The 15,722-nt window shown below is 71.0% G+C and carries 12 protein-coding genes; 7 read left to right on the plus strand and 5 right to left on the minus strand.

Annotated elements, in window-relative coordinates; all coding sequences use genetic code 11:
* Positions 1–37 precede the first annotated feature (37 nt).
* Positions 38–1,846, minus strand: a complete 1,809-nt coding sequence (locus AB0D93_RS33390) for an ABC transporter ATP-binding protein (RefSeq protein ID WP_362127645.1) — start codon at positions 1,844–1,846, stop codon at positions 38–40.
* Positions 1,847–1,960: 114 nt separating this feature from the next.
* Between AB0D93_RS33390 and AB0D93_RS33395 the strand changes: the two genes are divergently transcribed.
* A complete protein-coding gene (locus AB0D93_RS33395; RefSeq protein ID WP_362127648.1) occupies positions 1,961–2,410 on the plus strand; it encodes a MarR family transcriptional regulator in 450 nt (149 codons plus the stop codon).
* A 263-nt stretch (positions 2,411–2,673) separates the two neighbouring features.
* Here AB0D93_RS33395 and AB0D93_RS33400 read toward each other — a convergent pair whose 3' ends face one another.
* Positions 2,674–4,284 carry a peptide-N4-asparagine amidase gene (locus AB0D93_RS33400; RefSeq protein ID WP_362127651.1) on the minus strand — a complete coding sequence of 537 codons (1,611 nt, stop codon included), beginning with the start codon at positions 4,282–4,284 and terminating at the stop codon, positions 2,674–2,676.
* A gap of 319 nt (positions 4,285–4,603) precedes the next feature.
* A complete protein-coding gene (locus tag AB0D93_RS33405; RefSeq protein ID WP_362127654.1) occupies positions 4,604–5,341 on the minus strand; it encodes a L,D-transpeptidase family protein in 738 nt (245 codons plus the stop codon).
* Positions 5,342–5,661: 320 nt separating this feature from the next.
* Between AB0D93_RS33405 and AB0D93_RS33410 the strand changes: the two genes are divergently transcribed.
* The 4 genes from AB0D93_RS33410 (at position 5,662) to AB0D93_RS33425 (ending at position 10,574) form a co-directional block, all read left to right on the plus strand.
* Positions 5,662–7,467 carry an ABC transporter ATP-binding protein gene (locus AB0D93_RS33410; RefSeq protein WP_362127658.1) on the plus strand — a complete coding sequence of 602 codons (1,806 nt, stop codon included), beginning with the start codon at positions 5,662–5,664 and terminating at the stop codon, positions 7,465–7,467.
* Entirely contained in the window at positions 7,464–9,245 is a 1,782-nt protein-coding gene (locus tag AB0D93_RS33415; protein ID WP_362127661.1) for an ABC transporter ATP-binding protein, read from the plus strand. The genes AB0D93_RS33410 and AB0D93_RS33415 overlap by 4 nt, the downstream gene beginning before the upstream one ends.
* 553 nt (positions 9,246–9,798) lie before the next feature.
* Positions 9,799–10,269: a DUF5709 domain-containing protein gene (locus AB0D93_RS33420; RefSeq protein ID WP_362127664.1), complete on the plus strand. Its 471-nt coding sequence runs from the start codon at positions 9,799–9,801 to the stop codon at positions 10,267–10,269.
* Between the two features lie 41 nt (positions 10,270–10,310).
* Positions 10,311–10,574, plus strand: coding sequence for a type B 50S ribosomal protein L31 (locus tag AB0D93_RS33425; protein ID WP_362127667.1), 264 nt, complete (start codon positions 10,311–10,313; stop codon positions 10,572–10,574).
* 52 nt (positions 10,575–10,626) lie between these two features.
* On the opposite strand, the gene AB0D93_RS33430 is transcribed toward AB0D93_RS33425, so the two are convergent.
* On the minus strand, positions 10,627–11,421 hold the full coding sequence (locus AB0D93_RS33430; RefSeq protein ID WP_362127670.1) for a metal-dependent hydrolase: 795 nt from the start codon (positions 11,419–11,421) through the stop codon (positions 10,627–10,629).
* 145 nt (positions 11,422–11,566) lie between these two features.
* Between AB0D93_RS33430 and AB0D93_RS33435 the strand changes: the two genes are divergently transcribed.
* Both AB0D93_RS33435 and AB0D93_RS33440 read left to right on the plus strand, forming a co-directional pair.
* On the plus strand, positions 11,567–14,080 hold the full coding sequence (locus tag AB0D93_RS33435; RefSeq protein ID WP_362127673.1) for a DUF3516 domain-containing protein: 2,514 nt from the start codon (positions 11,567–11,569) through the stop codon (positions 14,078–14,080).
* Positions 14,081–14,120: 40 nt separating this feature from the next.
* Positions 14,121–14,990, plus strand: a complete 870-nt coding sequence (locus tag AB0D93_RS33440) for an acyl-CoA thioesterase II (protein WP_362127676.1) — start codon at positions 14,121–14,123, stop codon at positions 14,988–14,990.
* Positions 14,991–15,416: 426 nt separating this feature from the next.
* Here AB0D93_RS33440 and AB0D93_RS33445 read toward each other — a convergent pair whose 3' ends face one another.
* Positions 15,417–15,572: a hypothetical protein gene (locus AB0D93_RS33445; RefSeq protein WP_362127679.1), complete on the minus strand. Its 156-nt coding sequence runs from the start codon at positions 15,570–15,572 to the stop codon at positions 15,417–15,419.
* Positions 15,573–15,722: the final 150 nt, after the last annotated feature.

Genomic DNA, 15,722 nt, shown 5'->3' on the forward strand with positions numbered 1-15,722 from the left:
TTAAACCCGGCATATGTTCAGCTTGTCGGCCGCAGCGTCAGCTCGTCGGTTCCAGCTGCGCGTCCCGGCGTACCAGTGCGGCGTATCGCCCGTCCCGCTCCAGCAGCTCTTCGTGGCTGCCGCGCTCGGCGACGCGGCCGGACTCGAGGACCACGATCTGGTCGGCGTCGCGGATCGTGGACAGGCGGTGCGCGATGGTGATCGTCGTGCGGTCGGCCGACAGGGCGTCGATCGCCTCCTGGACGGCGGCCTCCGTGCGCGTGTCGAGCGCGCTGGTCGCCTCGTCGAGGATGAGCACCGGCGGATCGCGCAGGATGGTGCGGGCGATCGCGAGGCGCTGCTTCTCACCACCGGAGAAGCGGTGACCGCGTTCACCGACGACCGTTTCGTAACCGTCGGGCAACGCGGCTATGTGGTCGTGTATCTGCGCGGCCTTGGCCGCCGCGTGCAGTTCCTCGTCGGTGGCGTCCGGTTTGGCGAAGCGGAGGTTGTCGGCCACCGAGGCGTGGAAGAGGTACGTCTCCTGCGAGACGACTCCGACCGCGCGGGCGAGGGTGTCGAAGTCGAGGTCCCGGACGTCGACGCCGTCCAGGGTGACGCGGCCGCCGGTGACGTCGTAGAGGCGGGGCACCAGATAGCCGAGCGTGGACTTACCGGCGCCGGTCGGGCCGACGACGGCGAGGCTGCCGCCCGCCGGCACGGTGACGTCGATGCCGTCGAGAACGGGGCGGGTCCTGTCGTCGTTGTCGTAACGGAACTCGACGTCCTCGAAGCGGACTTCGCCCTTGACCTGGTCGAGATGGACGGGCCGCGCGCGCTCGGTGATGTCGATGGGCAGGTCCAGATACTCGAAGATGCGCTGGAAGAGCGCGAGGGAGGTCTGGATCTGGACGCCGGTCGCGAGGAGACTCACGGCCGGGCGGAACAGTCCCTGCTGGAGCGAGACGAAGGCCACGATGGTGCCGAGCGAGACCTTGGGGCCGCCGAACTGCAAGGCCAGGCCTGCCGTCCAGTAGATGACGGCGGGCATCGCGGCCATCACGATCGTGATCACTGCCATGCGCCAGCGCCCGGCCATGTTCGACCTCACCTCCAGGTCGACCAGGCGCTCGGACTCCTCGGCGAAGGAGGCGGTGAGCGAGTCGGAGCGGCCCATGGTCCGGCCGAGCAGGATGCCGCTGACCGAGAGCGACTCGGTGACGGTGGCCGCCATCGCGGCCATCTGTTTCTGCCTCTCGGTGGTGATCTTCTTGCGTTCCTTGCCCACCCGCCGGCTGATCCAGACGAACACCGGGAGCAGGAGCAGCGAGACGATGGTCAGCCGCCAGTCGAGGGCGACCATCGCGACGATCGTGGCGACGACGCTGGTGGCGTTGGAGACCAGAGAGGTGGCCGTGGAGGTGACGGTGGCCTGCATACCGCCGATGTCGTTGGCGATGCGGGACTGCACCTCGCCCGTACGCGTGCGCGTGAAGAAGGCGAGCGACATGCGCTGCAGGCGGCCGTAGACGGCGGTGCGCAGGTCGTGCATGACGCGCTGGCCGACGGTGGTCGAGATCAGCGTCTGGAGCACGCCGAAGACGCTGGAGAGGACCGCGCTCAGGATCATGCCGAGCGCGAGCAGGCTGAGCAGGCCGGTGCGGCCCTGGGGTATCGCGACGTCCAGGGTCTCCTTGAGCAGGAACGGCGTGGCCACCGAGACCAGCGAGGCGGCGCCGACCAGCAGGCCGACGATCGCGAGCCGCCCGCGGTAGGGACGGAAGAGCTTCAGGATTCGGCGCACCTGCCGGGGCTGCTCCTTGGCGTCGGCAGGCGGGGTCCAGGACGTTTCACGGTCGGGATGCATGGGCTCCTACGGAGGTGAACGGGCGCCGGTCGGAGGTCGGCCGACGATGACGAACGGATCGTAGCTCATTGTTACCTATACTCACAATGAACGGCATCCTGATATTGTTCCCGCATGACCACCCCAGATCCCGACGGCCTGCTCGCCGAGCAGTTGCTGCGGCTGACCCGCCGGGTGCACCGCATCCAGAAACGCCATCTGGAACGGCACGACCTGGGCGTCACACCGGCCCAGTCCCGGCTGCTGCGCACCCTCGCGCACTACGCCTCACCCCCGCGCATGGCGGACCTCGCCGAGCGCCTGGAGGTGGTGCCGCGCGCGGTGACGACGCTGGTCGACGGTCTGGAGGCGAACGGGAAGGTACGGCGGGTGCCGGATCCGGCGAACCGGCGGGTGACCCGGATCGAGCTGACGGACGAGGGGCGCACGACCCTGCGCGAGCTGCGCGGGGCACGCCGCCTGGCGGCCGAGGAGATCCTCGCCCCGTTGACGGAGAAGGAGCGCCAGGTGCTCGGCGTGCTGCTGGACACCCTGATCGAGGGGGACGGCGGCAAGACCTGCTGAGCCCGGTGCCCCGCCCCCGGCGTACGGAGGACGGTACGCGCGGGGCGGGGCGGGTCGGGGGCCGGCGATCGCGGAGGCGGCCGCGTCGTCCGCGGTCGGCTCCGGACACGGTTTCCCGGCGGCGGTGCCTGGCGCGAGGGCAGAGACGACCCGCAGGGACTGCGACACGGGCGCGCGTAGGGGACATCGAGCCCCGCTGAGGCCACGCCCGTGTCACAGCGGTGACCATCACGCCGCGAGGGGCGCCGTGCACACCACCGCGCTCAACAGCGCTCGCGGTCCTCCGTCAGCACTCCCTGAACCGTGGTCAGCGAACGGTCGTAGCAGCCGTCGGAGCCGTACTGCCGATAGCGCTCGCTCGACGTGCCGACCGCATGCCGCTGGTCGCGCGGGACGTTGACCGCGTACGACGCGTCGCCACTGTAGGTGTCGTCGAGCCGCGACCACGCGGTACGCCGGTCCCCCTGCAGTTCGTCCACCGACGCGCGGTCGCCGAGCGTGAGCACGGTACGCAGCCGGTTGTCGCTGCCGATGGTCGTCGCGCCGTTCATGGTGTACGTCCGGTGCGTGTGCGCGGTCCGCGCGGGACCGTCTCCCGCCGCGGTGACCGTCTGGTCGTCGGTCCACGTCGCGTCCAGCCCGTCCGTGTTCTCGCCGTCGGTCCAGCGGTGGACCGAGGTGTTGGCGAGCGTCCGGGTGACCGTGGTGGTCACGCGGCCGTGCGAGGTGTCGAGGTATCCGGACAGGGTGAGCCGGTGTCCTGCCTCGGTGTTGACGCGGTTCTCCGAACCGGGCATGTAGGTGGAGGAGTTGGTGATGTCCGTCGCCTTGTCCGCGGTGAGCGCTCCGGTGACGTGGGCGCGGTGCGCGTCCTGCCAGACCAGGACGTTCACCGGCGCGCCCCAGCCCGACTGGCCGGCCGGCACACCGACGACGGAGACCTCGACACGGTGCGGACGCCCGTCGTCGAGCAGGCCCGCGAAGGGCGTGAGGTCGTACTCGATCGGCCGTACGTCGAAGGCACCCGGCGCCGGAAGCACGTACCACAGGAAGGGGTTGGACCAGCCGCCGGTCCAGACGTTCGGGAACGGCGCGGCGATTCCGGCGAGTTGGCCGTCGACCCTGACCTGCACCTCCCGGTAGGGGCCGTGATCGGCCTTGCAGGAGTACGACGCCGGGTCGGCCACGGTCAGGTACCAGAACTCCTCGCAGCCGCCACCCGAACCGGTCGCGTAGACCTCGGCGACGATCCGCTCGCTGTTGCGCGGGGTGGTGAGGGTCGTGCCGTCGGGTGTGTCGGCGAGCGTGAGGACCCGGTCGGGGGTCCGCTCGGCGGGGCGGCCCGCGTAGAAGGTCAGCGTGACGTGCACGTCGATGACGCCGGTGTAGGTGTCGTCCACGACATTACCGATGAGCATCTCGACGTCCTGCGCGCTGCGAAAGGTGTTGCTGTAGCGCGTGACGTCCTTCTCCACGTGCCATGCGATGCCGTCGGGCGAGGGCTCCGGTGTGGAGGTGCGCAGGATCTCGACCCCGCCGACGTGCAGATAGCCGAGGCGGTCGTACTGGCGGCCCTTCACCTTGCCGTCCAGGCGCAGGACGACCTTGCTCCAGTGGTCGCCGCAGCCCTCGGGCGGGGTGTACGTGCTCCGGTAGGGCGTGAAGTCGCGGAACCGGGCATCGGCGAGGGTGACCTGACAGGACTTGGCGTGCGGCCGGTCGACGGGCGGGGCCGCGGTGAGCGGGTCGTGCCAGTCGGTGCCGAACTCGGCCGGGACGTCGGCCGCTTGGGCCACCCCGACCCCGGTGCCGAAGAACGCGCTCACCAGGAGGGTCGCTCCGGCGAGCATGGACATGACTATCCGTCTTCTCATGGCCGGTGTTCTACGGGGAGTCGGGGTCGGCCCGCAATGACGCCTCGGGAGAACGGCGCGATCCGGGCCGCGCGCCGCGTGCGCGCCGAGGTGCGGTTCGGCCGCGCCGGTGCCGAGGGCCCACGGCTGACGCGAACGTGCGGGGGCGCGCCGGCATCGGGGAGCGCGCGTCGGACGCGTCCGCACCGGGGCACTTCGAACGCGCCGGTGCGGTAGGGGCACTTCGCGCGCGTCCGCACCGGGGCGCTTCACGCACGCCGATGCCGCAGCAGGGCTTCGCGTGGCCGCGTCGCCCGTGACGGCGGCGCGCGTCGACGCTTCAGGCGCGCAGTTCCGCCCGGTCCCCTATCACCATCACGGGATGCCGGGCCGGGTCGAGTGTCCGCAGCAGGAACTCCATGGCGTCCTTGGAAACACTGATGCACCCGGACGTGCCGTCGCGGTGGTCCAGGTGCAGCCAGATGCCGCCACCCTTGTAGTCACCCTCGGGGCGCGCAGCATCGTCCGGCGGGGTGCCCGGGCGCCGGTTGTAGTCGATGGCGATGACGTAGTCGAAGTCGTGCTGGTGCGCCTCGTCCCAGGTGTTCAGTGGCGCGTAGGCGTACTCGTCCCGGTCGTACGGCAGCCTGGTGCCGGGGTCGTCGAGGACTCCGCCCGCGTCGGAGAGGCCGAACACGCCGACGGGACTGCGCTCGTCACCCTCGCGGTGGTCCGTGGTCCAGCCCCTGCGGCCGTTGTGCGCCTGCCAGCCGGCCACCCGCCGCCACCGCGGGCCCTCCCGCGTGTACAGCACGGCTGTGGACTCGGGCGAGTCCACACCTTCGCCGTACACCACGACGATCTGGCCGGAGTCAGGGGGGATCCGCCCTAACAGCCGGTCACCGACGCCAGGGATTCGGGCCGGGCCGGTCGTGGGGGCGGTCGACGCCGTTGGACTGCGAGCCGCCTGGCCACGGGGTCCCGCCACACCGCCGGCGCGAGCCGGCTCGGACGCGTCGGCGCCGCACGCCGACAGAGCCGCCAGGAGAGTTCCAAAAGCCGTCACCGCGACCGTCATTCGCCGCGCCCTGTGGATCCGCACGTGACCATCGTGGCATCAGATACCGGTTGATTGTGCGCTCTTCAGGACATTCGGGTGACACGGGCATGCACCGCCCGACCGGGTCCGTCCGCCTGACCGGTGCGAGCCCGCCGGGGCGTCCCGGCCGGCGCCGGCCCCGTGCCCCTGGCCGGAAGCCGGTGGATCTCGCCGCTCCGCCGGGAAAACCGTTTGAAATTCACCACTCGGCGACGCGAACCTTTCACGGCTTGTTACCGCTTTCCTGCCATCCCCCTCCCCCCTTCCCTTCCCTCCCTGACACGAGCCACTGGGACGTCATGCAAATTCAAGACCTTCCGTACTCCGATCCGGGGGTTCCGGACGCGCGTTCGGGCCCCCGATTCCTGTGGTGGCTCTGGCGGAATCAGCTGGGTGGACAGCTGAAGTCCCTCGCCTGGGGCCTGCTTCACTTCGTCTCCGTCTCCGTCCTGCCCTTCTGCGTCGGCCTCGCCGTCCAGGCAGTCGTCGACCGCTCCGGCACCCGGCTCGCCCTGACGGGTGGTCTGATGCTGCTGTGCGGCACGGGCATCGCCCTCGGCGACACCTTCCTGCACCGGACCGCGGTCACCAACTGGATCACGGCCGCCGCCCGCGTCCAGCAACTGCTGGCACGCAAGGCCGCCCACCTGGGCTCCGCCCTCACCCGGCGGGTCGCCGCGGGCGAGGTGGTAGCGGTGTCCACCGGCGACGTCGAGAAGATCGGCTGGTTCGTCGAGGCGGTCTCCCGGTTCACCGCGGCCGCGCTGACGGTCGTCGTGGTCTGTGTCAGCCTCCTGGTCTACCAGCCCGCCCTGGGCGTGGTCGTCGCCGTCGGTCTGCCCGTCGTGGCCCTCGCGGTGCTGCCGCTGCTGCCCCGGGCGACGCGCCGCGCCGACGTGCAGCGCGAGAAGGCGGGCCGGGCCACCGAGCTGGCCTCGGACACCGTCGCCGGGCTGCGTGTGCTGCGCGGCATCGGCGGCGAGGAGCTGTTCCTCGACCGCTACCGCCGCGCCTCACAGGAGGTACGGCGAGCCGCGGTGCGCAGTGCCCGGATGTGGTCGCTCATCTCCGCCATCCAGGTGCTGCTACCCGGACTGCTGCTCATCGCCGTCGTCTGGCACGGCATCCACCTGGCCCGCCAGGGCCGGATCACCGTCGGCGAACTCGTCACCGTCTACAGCGCGATCATGGTTCTCAACTACCCGCTGCGGCACTTCGAGGAGATCGCCATGGCGTACTCCTTCTCACGCCCGTCGGCCAAACGGGCGGCCCGCGTGCTGTCGCTGGAGCGGTCCACGGCCACCGGGGGCACCCGCGCGGCGGAGGTGCCGAGCGGCGATCTGTACGACCCCGGAACCGGTCTGCTGGCTCCCGCCGGCCGTCTCACCGCGGTGGTCTGCGGCGACCCGGACGCGGCCGGCAGGCTCGCGGAGCGGCTGGGCGGCCATCCGACCGAGCCGGGCCGCTCGGTGCTGCTCGGCGGGGTCGCCCTGGACGAACTCCCCCTGGAGAGCGCCCGCACCGCGGTCCTCGTCCAGGACAAGGACCCCGTGCTGCTGTCCGGCACCCTGCGCGAGCTGCTCGACGTGCCCGCCTCGGGGACCGTACGGCCCGCGGAGGCGCTGACCGCGGCGCAGTGCGACGACGTGCTGGACGCGCTCGTCCAGGGATCGCTGGACACGGCCGACCCGATGGACGCCCGCATCACCGAGCGCGGGCGGTCCCTGTCCGGTGGCCAGCGCCAGCGGCTCGCGCTGGCCCGCTCGCTGATCACCGACCCCGAGGTGCTGGTGCTGGACGAGCCGACCTCCGCGGTCGACTCGCACACCGAGGCACGGATCGCGGACGGACTGCGCCGGCTGCGCTCGGGACGCACGACCGTGGTGTTCACTTCCTCGCCGCTGCTGCTCGACCGCGCGGACCGGGTCGCCCTGATCCATCAGGGCGAGGTCGTGGCGGTCGGGGTGCACCGAGAACTGATCGACAGCGAGCCGCGGTACCGGGCCGTGGTCACCCGGGAGACGGACGACGAACTGGCCGCGGCCGACGAGGGCGCGCTGGTGGGCGCGCGCCAGGAACGGGAAGAAATCGAGGAGAGCGCATGATCGGCGTTGCGCCGCCGGCCTACGACCCGGCGGCCCCGACGACCGCCACCACCCTGCCCGTCGGTGCGGCCACGACCGTGCGTGCCTACGTGGCGGAGCTGTTCCGCCGGCACCGTCGGGCCTTCCTGCTGCTCATCGGTGTCAACACGGTGGCCGTGATCGCCTCCATGGTGGGTCCGTACCTGCTCGGCGGTCTGGTCGAGCGGGTGTCCGACCGGTCGCGGGAGCTTCATCTGGGCCTGTCCGCCGGGTTGTTCGTGCTGGCGCTGGCCGTGCAGGCCGTGTTCGTCCGGCAGGTGCGGCTGCGGGGGGCGATGCTCGGCGAGCGCATGCTGGCCGACCTGCGCGAGGACTTCCTCGTGCGGTCGGTCGGGCTGCCGCCGGGCGTGCTGGAACGGGCCGGAACCGGCGACCTGCTCTCCCGCATCACCACCGACATCGACCGCTTGGCCAACGCGATGCGTGAGGCCGTGCCACAGCTGGCCATCGGTGTCGTATGGGCCCTGCTGCTGCTCGGCGGGCTCGTCGTGACGGCTCCGCCGCTGGCGGCAGCCGTACTGCTCGCGGTCCCGGTCCTGGTGGCCGGGTGTCGCTGGTACTTCAAACGGGCGCCTTCCGGCTACCGCTCCGAGGCCGCCGGGTACGCGGCCGTCGCCGCCGCCCTCGCCGAGACGGTGGACGCGGGCCACACCGTCGAGGCGCACCGGCTCGGCACCCGCCGCGTCACGCTGTCGGAGCGACGGATCAAGGAGTGGACGGCGTGGGAGAGGTACACGCTCTGGCTGCGGTCCGTGCTCTTCCCGGTCATCAACGCCGTCCATCTCATCGTGCTCGGCTCGGTCCTCATGGTCGGCGGCGTGTTCGTCCTGAAGGGCTGGATCGGGGTGGGTCAGCTCACCACGGGCGCCCTCGTCGCGCAGATGCTCGTCGACCCGGTGAACCTGATCCTGCGCTGGTACGACGAGGTGCAGGTGGCCCAGGTGTCGCTGGCCCGTCTGGTCGGAGTGCGCGACATCGAGCCGGACGCCGGGGACGCCATGCTGGCACCGGACGGGCGGGACGTGCACGCCGACCGTGTGCACTTCGGCTACCGCGAGGGCGTCGACGTGCTGCGCAAGGTGTCCCTGGACGTCGCCCCGGGCACCCGGCTGGCCCTGGTCGGCCCCTCGGGCGCGGGCAAGTCCACCCTGGGCAGGCTGCTCGCCGGGATCTACGCGCCCCGCGACGGCCGGATCACCCTGGGCGGCGCGGAGCTGTCCCGGATGCCGGCCGAACGCGTCCGCTCGCACGTCGCCCTCGTCAACCAGGAGCATCACGTCTTCGTGGGCTCCCTGCGCGACAACCTGCTGCTGGCGCGCACGGGCGCCACGGACGCCGAGCTGTGGGCGGCCATGGGCGCCGTCGACGCCGACGGCTGGGCGCGGGCGCTGGACGACGGACTGGACACCGAGGTCGGCTCCGGCGGTGTCGCGCTCACCCCGGCGCAGGCCCAGCAGATCGCACTGGCCCGGCTGGTGCTCGCCGATCCGCACACCCTGGTCCTGGACGAGGCGACGTCGCTGCTCGACCCGCGCGCGGCCCGCCATCTGGAACGCTCCCTGGCCCGGGTCCTGGACGGCCGCACCGTGGTCGCCATCGCCCACCGACTGCACACGGCCCATGACGCGGACGTGATCGCCGTGGTGGAGAACGGCCGCATCAGCGAGCTGGGCAGCCACGACGAGCTGGTCGCCGCGGACGGCGCGTACGCGGCCCTGTGGAGGTCCTGGCACGGGTGAGGTTCCGCTGGGCGCGCGGGCGACCGGTACTGCGGGGCAGCGCCCGCCGCCGGCACCGCAACGGCACCGCCGGCACCGGCCAGGAGCGCCGCGCGGGAGGGGGCCCGTGGCTCCGGCCGCCGGGATTCGCCGGGTGCCAGGCCCACGTCCGTCGGTCCGCGAGGCGTCCGAGCCGCGGGGAGGCGCGCGGTGAGATCGCCGGAGACGGCGGCACACGGCGGAACGGGCGCGTGGGGAGGCCCGCCGGTGCCGACGGGAGCCTGGTCGCGGCGGCCTACGTGCCGGAGGATCCGCTGACGCGGGACGCAGGCGGGCGCACCGCGCACAGGCGCGCGACGGGGTCCCTCCGGGGCCGGTTCGCGGGCGTCGGCCCTGACCAGCGCCCGTGCCGTTGCGCGGTGCCGAGCAGGGGTGGAAGGCTGGAGAGCGGCACCGGTACGGAAAAGGCCGGGGAAGCACCCGGTTCCCGGTGTGTGACATCCGTGCCGCGCGTGCCGGCGGCCCGCCACCCACTGCGGTGACACTCGGCCGTCCTCACGACCTGGAGGTACTCGTGGACAGCGCCGACGGCTGGGGGGACGACGTCTACCAGCCCGATCCCTCGGAGATCCGGGAGGACTCGGGGGTGCTCGACGTCGAGGACACACTGGATTTTGACGGCGTCGACGACCCGCTCGACCGCGGCTGGTCCCCTCCGGAGCGACCCTGGGCGGTGGAGCACACCGGGGTGACGGCTGCCGAACGCCAGGCGGGCGAGACGCTCGACCAGCGGCTTGCCGAGGAGCAGCCGGACATGGCCACGGTCGACGGCGACGGCCTCGGCGACTGCTCCAGCACCGACGGGGAACTGCTGGACAACGAGGTCGGCGATTCCCGCTCCGGTCGGCTGGTGGCCCCGGACGAGGGAGCGCACGAGGACGAGGAGGCCGCCCTCGTCGCCACCGACGTCGGCATCGACGGCGCCGCAGCCTCCGCCGAGGAGGCCGCGATGCACGTCGTCGACGAGGACTCCCTGTCCGGCTGACCCGCACGCCCCTGCCCGTCCGCCCGGCGCGAGGAGGCGCCATGCCGCAGGACAAGCACCCCGACTACCACCCCGTGGTCTTCCGTGACCGCGCCGCCGGCTACGCGTTCCTGACCCGGTCCACCGCGCAGAGCGAGCAGAGCATCGAGTGGGACGACGGCCGGACCTACCCGGTGATCGACGTGGAGATCTCCTCGGAGAGCCACCCCTTCTACACGGGCAAGGCCCGGACCGTCGACACGGAGGGCCGCATCGCCCGTTTCGAGCGCCGGTACGGCGGGGCGGAGACCGGCGAGGCGACCTGAGCCCGAGGAATCCCCTGGGCAGGTCCCGGACGCCCCGGATGCGGCGGCCGGTTCAGATCACGTTGAGGGCCGCCGCGCAGCCCACTCCGCCGAGCAGCATGAAGACCGGCATCAGCACCTTCAGCTCCACCCAGCTTCCGGCGCGGAACCGCATCGCCTTCGGGGGCCCCAGCGGATACCAGCGCTTGCGGCCCAGGGGAATCGGCCACAGGATCGGGCAGCCGGACACGGTCAGCGCGTCCCCGATGTCGTGCACCAGCGCGCCCAGCACGATCGGCAGCCCCAGCCACAGATACTGCTGGCCCGGTGCGGTGAACAGCCAGTCGGAGCCGTTGCCCGGCTTGTCCAGGACGCCCGCGAGAATCCAGGCGGTGGTCGCCGCCAGCAGCCAGACCAGGACATCGCTGCTGGAGCCCCGCGCCGCCCGCCACAGCAGGCCCTCGATCGCCAGCACCATGTGCACGAACAGGATCGCCAGCACCGCCCAGCGGCCCCCCGCGATCGCCGCCGCAGAACAGCCGGCACCGATCAGGACCGCCCACAGCCAGGTGTGCGTCAGCGTGCGGTGCCCTCCGGAGCGGCGCGGGTCGCCCTTCATCCTGGTCGCCTTGTAGACGGCGTACGACAGCTTGTCGACGATCTCGCAGATCCAGCGCGAGATCGGCCCGAAGGCACGCGAGATCGTGGCCGCCTTGTGGTCGAGGTCCGGAGCGAGCGCGGCACCGGCGCAGATCAGAGCGCCGGAGAGGAGGACCGGCCAGGGCATCGGATGCCCGGCAGCGGCAGCGGCCGCTCCGACCCCGAGCCAGGCCGCGGCCCCCGACAGTGAGTGTGCTGGTCCCATCATGGCCGCTTTCCGCCCCATTCCTCGTGTGCCGTTGTCCAGTTGACCTGGTGCGCTGACGTTCCGTCGGCGCCACAGCGTAGCGGCCGTGATCATCACCCCCGAAGCCGATTCCCCTCTCGGGGACAAGGCCAGGCAAGATGGGGGCGTGACCCTCATCGATCAGCTGCCGCCGACCGCCGACCCCGACGCCCTGTACGAAGCCTTCGAGTCGTGGGCGCAGGAGCGCGGCCTCACCCTCTACCCGCATCAGGAGGAGGCGCTGATCGAGGTGGTCTCCGGGGCGAACGTGATCGTCTCGACGCCCACCGGCTCCGGCAAGAGCATGATCGCCGCGGGCGCTCACTTCGCCGCGTTGGCCCGGGACGAGGTCACCTTCTACACGGCACCGATCAAGGCTCTGGTGTCGGAGAAGTTCTTCGAGCTGTGCAAGCTGTTCGGCACCGAGAACGTCGGCATGCTGACCGGCGATGCCTCCGTGAACGCCGACGCGCCCGTGATCTGCTGCACCGCCGAGGTGCTGGCGTCGATCGCACTGCGCGACGGCAAGAACGCGGACGTCGGCCAGGTCGTCATGGACGAGTTCCACTTCTACGCCGAGGGCGACCGCGGCTGGGCCTGGCAGATCCCCCTGCTGGAACTCCCCCAGGCGCAGTTCATCCTGATGTCGGCAACTTTGGGCGATGTGTCCTTCTTCGAGAAGGACCTCACCCGCCGCACCGGCCGGCCCACTTCGGTGGTCCGCTCGGCGACCCGCCCGGTGCCCCTCTCCTACGAGTACGAGCTCACCCCGCTCACCGAGACGCTCACCGACCTGCTGGAGAGCAGGCAGGCACCGGTGTACATCGTGCACTTCACCCAGGCGCAGGCCGTGGAGCGGGCGCAGGCGCTGATGAGCATCAACATGTGCTCGCGCGAGGAGAAGGACCAGATCGCCGAACTGATCGGCAACTTCCGCTTCACCACCAAGTTCGGCCGCAACCTCTCCCGTTACGTCCGCCATGGCATCGGCGTGCACCACGCCGGCATGCTCCCCAAGTACCGCCGCCTCGTGGAAAAGCTGGCCCAGGCCGGGCTTCTGAAGGTCATCTGCGGCACGGACACACTGGGCGTAGGTGTCAACGTGCCCATCCGCACGGTGCTGTTCACGGCCCTCACCAAGTACGACGGCAGCCGGGTGCGCACCCTGCGCGCCCGCGAGTTCCACCAGATCGCGGGCCGGGCCGGCCGGGCCGGTTTCGACACGGCGGGGCTCGTCGTGGCGCAGGCGCCGGAGCACGTCATCGAGAACGAGAAGGCGCTGGCGAAGGCGGGCGACGACCCGAAGAAGCGGCGCAAAGTGGTGCGCAAGAAGGCACCGGAGGGCTTTGTCGGCTGGACGGAGAACACCTTCCAGAAGTTGATCGATTCGGAGCCGGAGCCGCTGACCTCGCGCTTCCGGGTGACGCACACGATGCTGCTGTCGGTGATCGCCCGCCCGGGCAACGCCTTCGAGGCGATGCGTCACCTCCTGGAGGACAACCACGAGCCGCGCAGACAGCAGATCAGGCACATCCGCCGCGCGATCGCGATCTACCGCTCGCTGCTCGACGGCGGCATCGTGGAGAAGCTCGACCGGCCCGACGCGGAGGGCCGTATCGTCCGGCTCACGGTCGACCTGCAGCAGGACTTCGCGCTCAACCAGCCGCTGTCCACGTTCGCGCTCGCCGCGTTCGAACTCCTCGACCCCGAGTCGCCGTCGTACGCCCTGGACATGGTGTCCGTCGTCGAGTCCACCCTGGACGACCCGCGGCAGATCCTCGTCGCCCAGCAGAACAAGGCGCGCGGCGAGGCCGTGGCCGCGATGAAGGCGGACGGCGTCGAGTACGAGGAGCGCATGGAGCGCCTCCAGGACGTCACTTACCCGAAGCCGCTGGAAGAGCTGCTCTTCCACGCGTACAACACCTACCGCAAGAGCCACCCGTGGGTCGGTGACCACCCGCTGTCGCCGAAGTCCGTCATCCGGGACATGTACGAACGGGCGCTGTCCTTCACCGAGTTGGTGTCCTTCTACGAACTGGCCCGCACCGAGGGCATCGTGCTGCGCTACCTCGCCAGCGCCTACAAGACCCTCGACCACACCATCCCGGACGACCTGAAGTCCGAGGACCTGCAGGACCTGATCGAGTGGCTCGGCGAGATGGTGCGCCAGGTCGACTCCAGCCTGCTGGACGAGTGGGAGCAGCTCGCGAATCCGGAGGAGATGACCGCCGAGGAGGCCCAGGAGAAGGCCGACGAAGTCAAGCCGGTCACCGCCAACGCGCGCGCCTTCCGGGTGCTGGTCCGCAACGCCATGTTCCGCCGCGTGGAGCTCGCCGCGCTCGACCAGGTCGAGGAGCTCGGCGAGATGGACGCCGAGTCCGGCTGGGACGCCGACGCCTGGGGCGAGGTGATGGACAAGTACTGGGACGAGTACGAGGACCTCGGCACCGGCCCCGACGCCCGCGGTCCCAAGCTGCTGGTCATCAAGGAGGAGCCGGAGAACGGCCTCTGGCGCGTCCGCCAGATCTTCGACGACCCGAACGGCGACCACGACTGGGGCATCAGCGCGGAGATCGACCTCGCCGCCTCGGACGCCGAGGGCCGTGCGGTCGTCCGCGTCACCGATGTCGGCCAGTTGTGAGCCGTTCGCGACGAGTTGTGAGCCCAGGAGAAGCCCACCGATGACGAACCCGGCCGAGAGACTGGTCGACCTGCTCGACCTGGAGCAGATCGAGGTCAACATCTTTCGTGGGCGCAGCCCGCAGGAGTCCCTGCAGCGGGTCTTCGGCGGCCAGGTGGCGGGCCAGGCACTGGTCGCCGCCGGCCGCACCACGGACGGCGACCGCCCGGTGCACTCGCTGCACGCGTACTTCCTGCGCCCGGGCCGTCCCGGGGTGCCGATCGTGTACCAGGTGGAGCGGGTCCGCGACGGCCGGTCGTTCACCACGCGCCGGGTCACGGCCGTGCAGCACGGCCGCACGATCTTCAATCTGACCGCCTCCTTCCACAAGCCCGAGGAAGGACCGTTCGAGCACCAACTGCCGCCGGCCCGCGAGGTTCCGGCCCCGGAATCGCTGCCGACGGTCGCCGAGGAGGTGCGCGCCCACCTGGGCGCGCTGCCGGAGCAGTTGGAGCGGATGGCGCGCCGCCAGCCGTTCGACATCCGATATGTCGACCGGTTGCGCTGGACCGCCGAGGAGAGCGAGGGAGCCGAGCCGCGCAGCGCCGTGTGGATGCGCGCCGTCGGTCCGCTCGGTGACGACCCGCTCGTCCACACCTGCGCGCTGACCTACGCGAGCGACATGACCCTCCTGGACGCGGTCCGCATCCCGGTCGAACCCCTGTGGGGTCCGCGGAACTTCGACATGGCCTCGCTGGACCACGCCATGTGGTTCCACCGCCCGTTCCGCGCGGACGAGTGGTTCCTGTACGACCAGGAGTCGCCGATCGCGGTGGGTGGCCGGGGTCTGGCCCGGGGCCGCATCTACAACCTGCAGGGGCAGCTGATCGTGTCCGTGGTGCAGGAGGGACTCTTCCGCAAGCTGGGCTGACCTGCGGTTTCACCGATCGTGGACAGGCCCGCGGAGCGTCGTGCGACGCTCCGCGGGCCTGTCGTCGCAAGAATGAGTGGCCGTGGAACGGCGGTTCTGCAGGCCGGACACCAGGACTGGCCGCATCTCGCCCGCTGGGCGCCCACATACCGTGGGAGTGCGTTTACCACCCGACAGCCCATCTCATGTGTCGCGCATCGGCCTCAGCCGCTTCGGCGACCAAATGGGGTGCTACGGCGTTGCAGCCTCATCACCTTCACCACGTAGGCCGTCGGGACAGCCGTTCGGGTGACCACGGCGTCATCGCGAGCGCCGAGGGTAGGCGCGTCACTACAGCCGAAAGAACACGCCTCGCTGGGACGACCCGGCGAACCAGGAATGTCACACGGGCCGACGTAGCGGCGCGCGATCTCCGCGAGCCGGCCTTCACGTGGCTGACCGGACGGGAAAGAGAAGATGGACAACCTTGCACGACTGATCCAGCAGACGATGCGCCGCCGCCATTTGACGGCACAGGCCGTCGCCGAGCAGACCGGTATTCGCACTCCTCGGATCAAGGCATTCGCAGAAGACGGTGCCCATGGCCCCATCCATCCCACGGACGACGAGTTGAGGGTACTCGCACGCACACTCTCACTGCCGCTGTCGGCGGTTCTGGGCGTCGCACACCCCGCGGTCAAGTCGAAGGCGGCTTCCGAAGCGCGAAGGCTGCGACAGCACGCCGGTGGTCGT

The sequence above is a fragment of the Streptomyces sp. NPDC048191 genome, from assembly GCF_040652655.1.
GTDB lineage: Bacteria > Actinomycetota > Actinomycetes > Streptomycetales > Streptomycetaceae > Streptomyces.

Excerpts from the sequence above, each read along its gene's own strand:
- AB0D93_RS33430 (WP_362127670.1), bottom strand. The coding sequence starts at position 11,421 with ATGATGGGACCAGCACACTCACTGTCGGGGGCCGCGGCCTGGCTCGGG.
- AB0D93_RS33400 (WP_362127651.1), bottom strand. The coding sequence starts at position 4,284 with ATGAGAAGACGGATAGTCATGTCCATGCTCGCCGGAGCGACCCTCCTG.
- AB0D93_RS33405 (WP_362127654.1), bottom strand. The coding sequence starts at position 5,341 with ATGACGGTCGCGGTGACGGCTTTTGGAACTCTCCTGGCGGCTCTGTCG.
- AB0D93_RS33445 (WP_362127679.1), bottom strand. The coding sequence starts at position 15,572 with ATGGGCACCGTCTTCTGCGAATGCCTTGATCCGAGGAGTGCGAATACC.
- AB0D93_RS33395 (WP_362127648.1), top strand. The coding sequence starts at position 1,961 with ATGACCACCCCAGATCCCGACGGCCTGCTCGCCGAGCAGTTGCTGCGG.
- AB0D93_RS33425 (WP_362127667.1), top strand. The coding sequence starts at position 10,311 with ATGCCGCAGGACAAGCACCCCGACTACCACCCCGTGGTCTTCCGTGAC.
- AB0D93_RS33410 (WP_362127658.1), top strand. The coding sequence starts at position 5,662 with ATGCAAATTCAAGACCTTCCGTACTCCGATCCGGGGGTTCCGGACGCG.
- AB0D93_RS33415 (WP_362127661.1), top strand. The coding sequence starts at position 7,464 with ATGATCGGCGTTGCGCCGCCGGCCTACGACCCGGCGGCCCCGACGACC.
- AB0D93_RS33440 (WP_362127676.1), top strand. The coding sequence starts at position 14,121 with ATGACGAACCCGGCCGAGAGACTGGTCGACCTGCTCGACCTGGAGCAG.
- AB0D93_RS33390 (WP_362127645.1), bottom strand. The coding sequence starts at position 1,846 with ATGCATCCCGACCGTGAAACGTCCTGGACCCCGCCTGCCGACGCCAAG.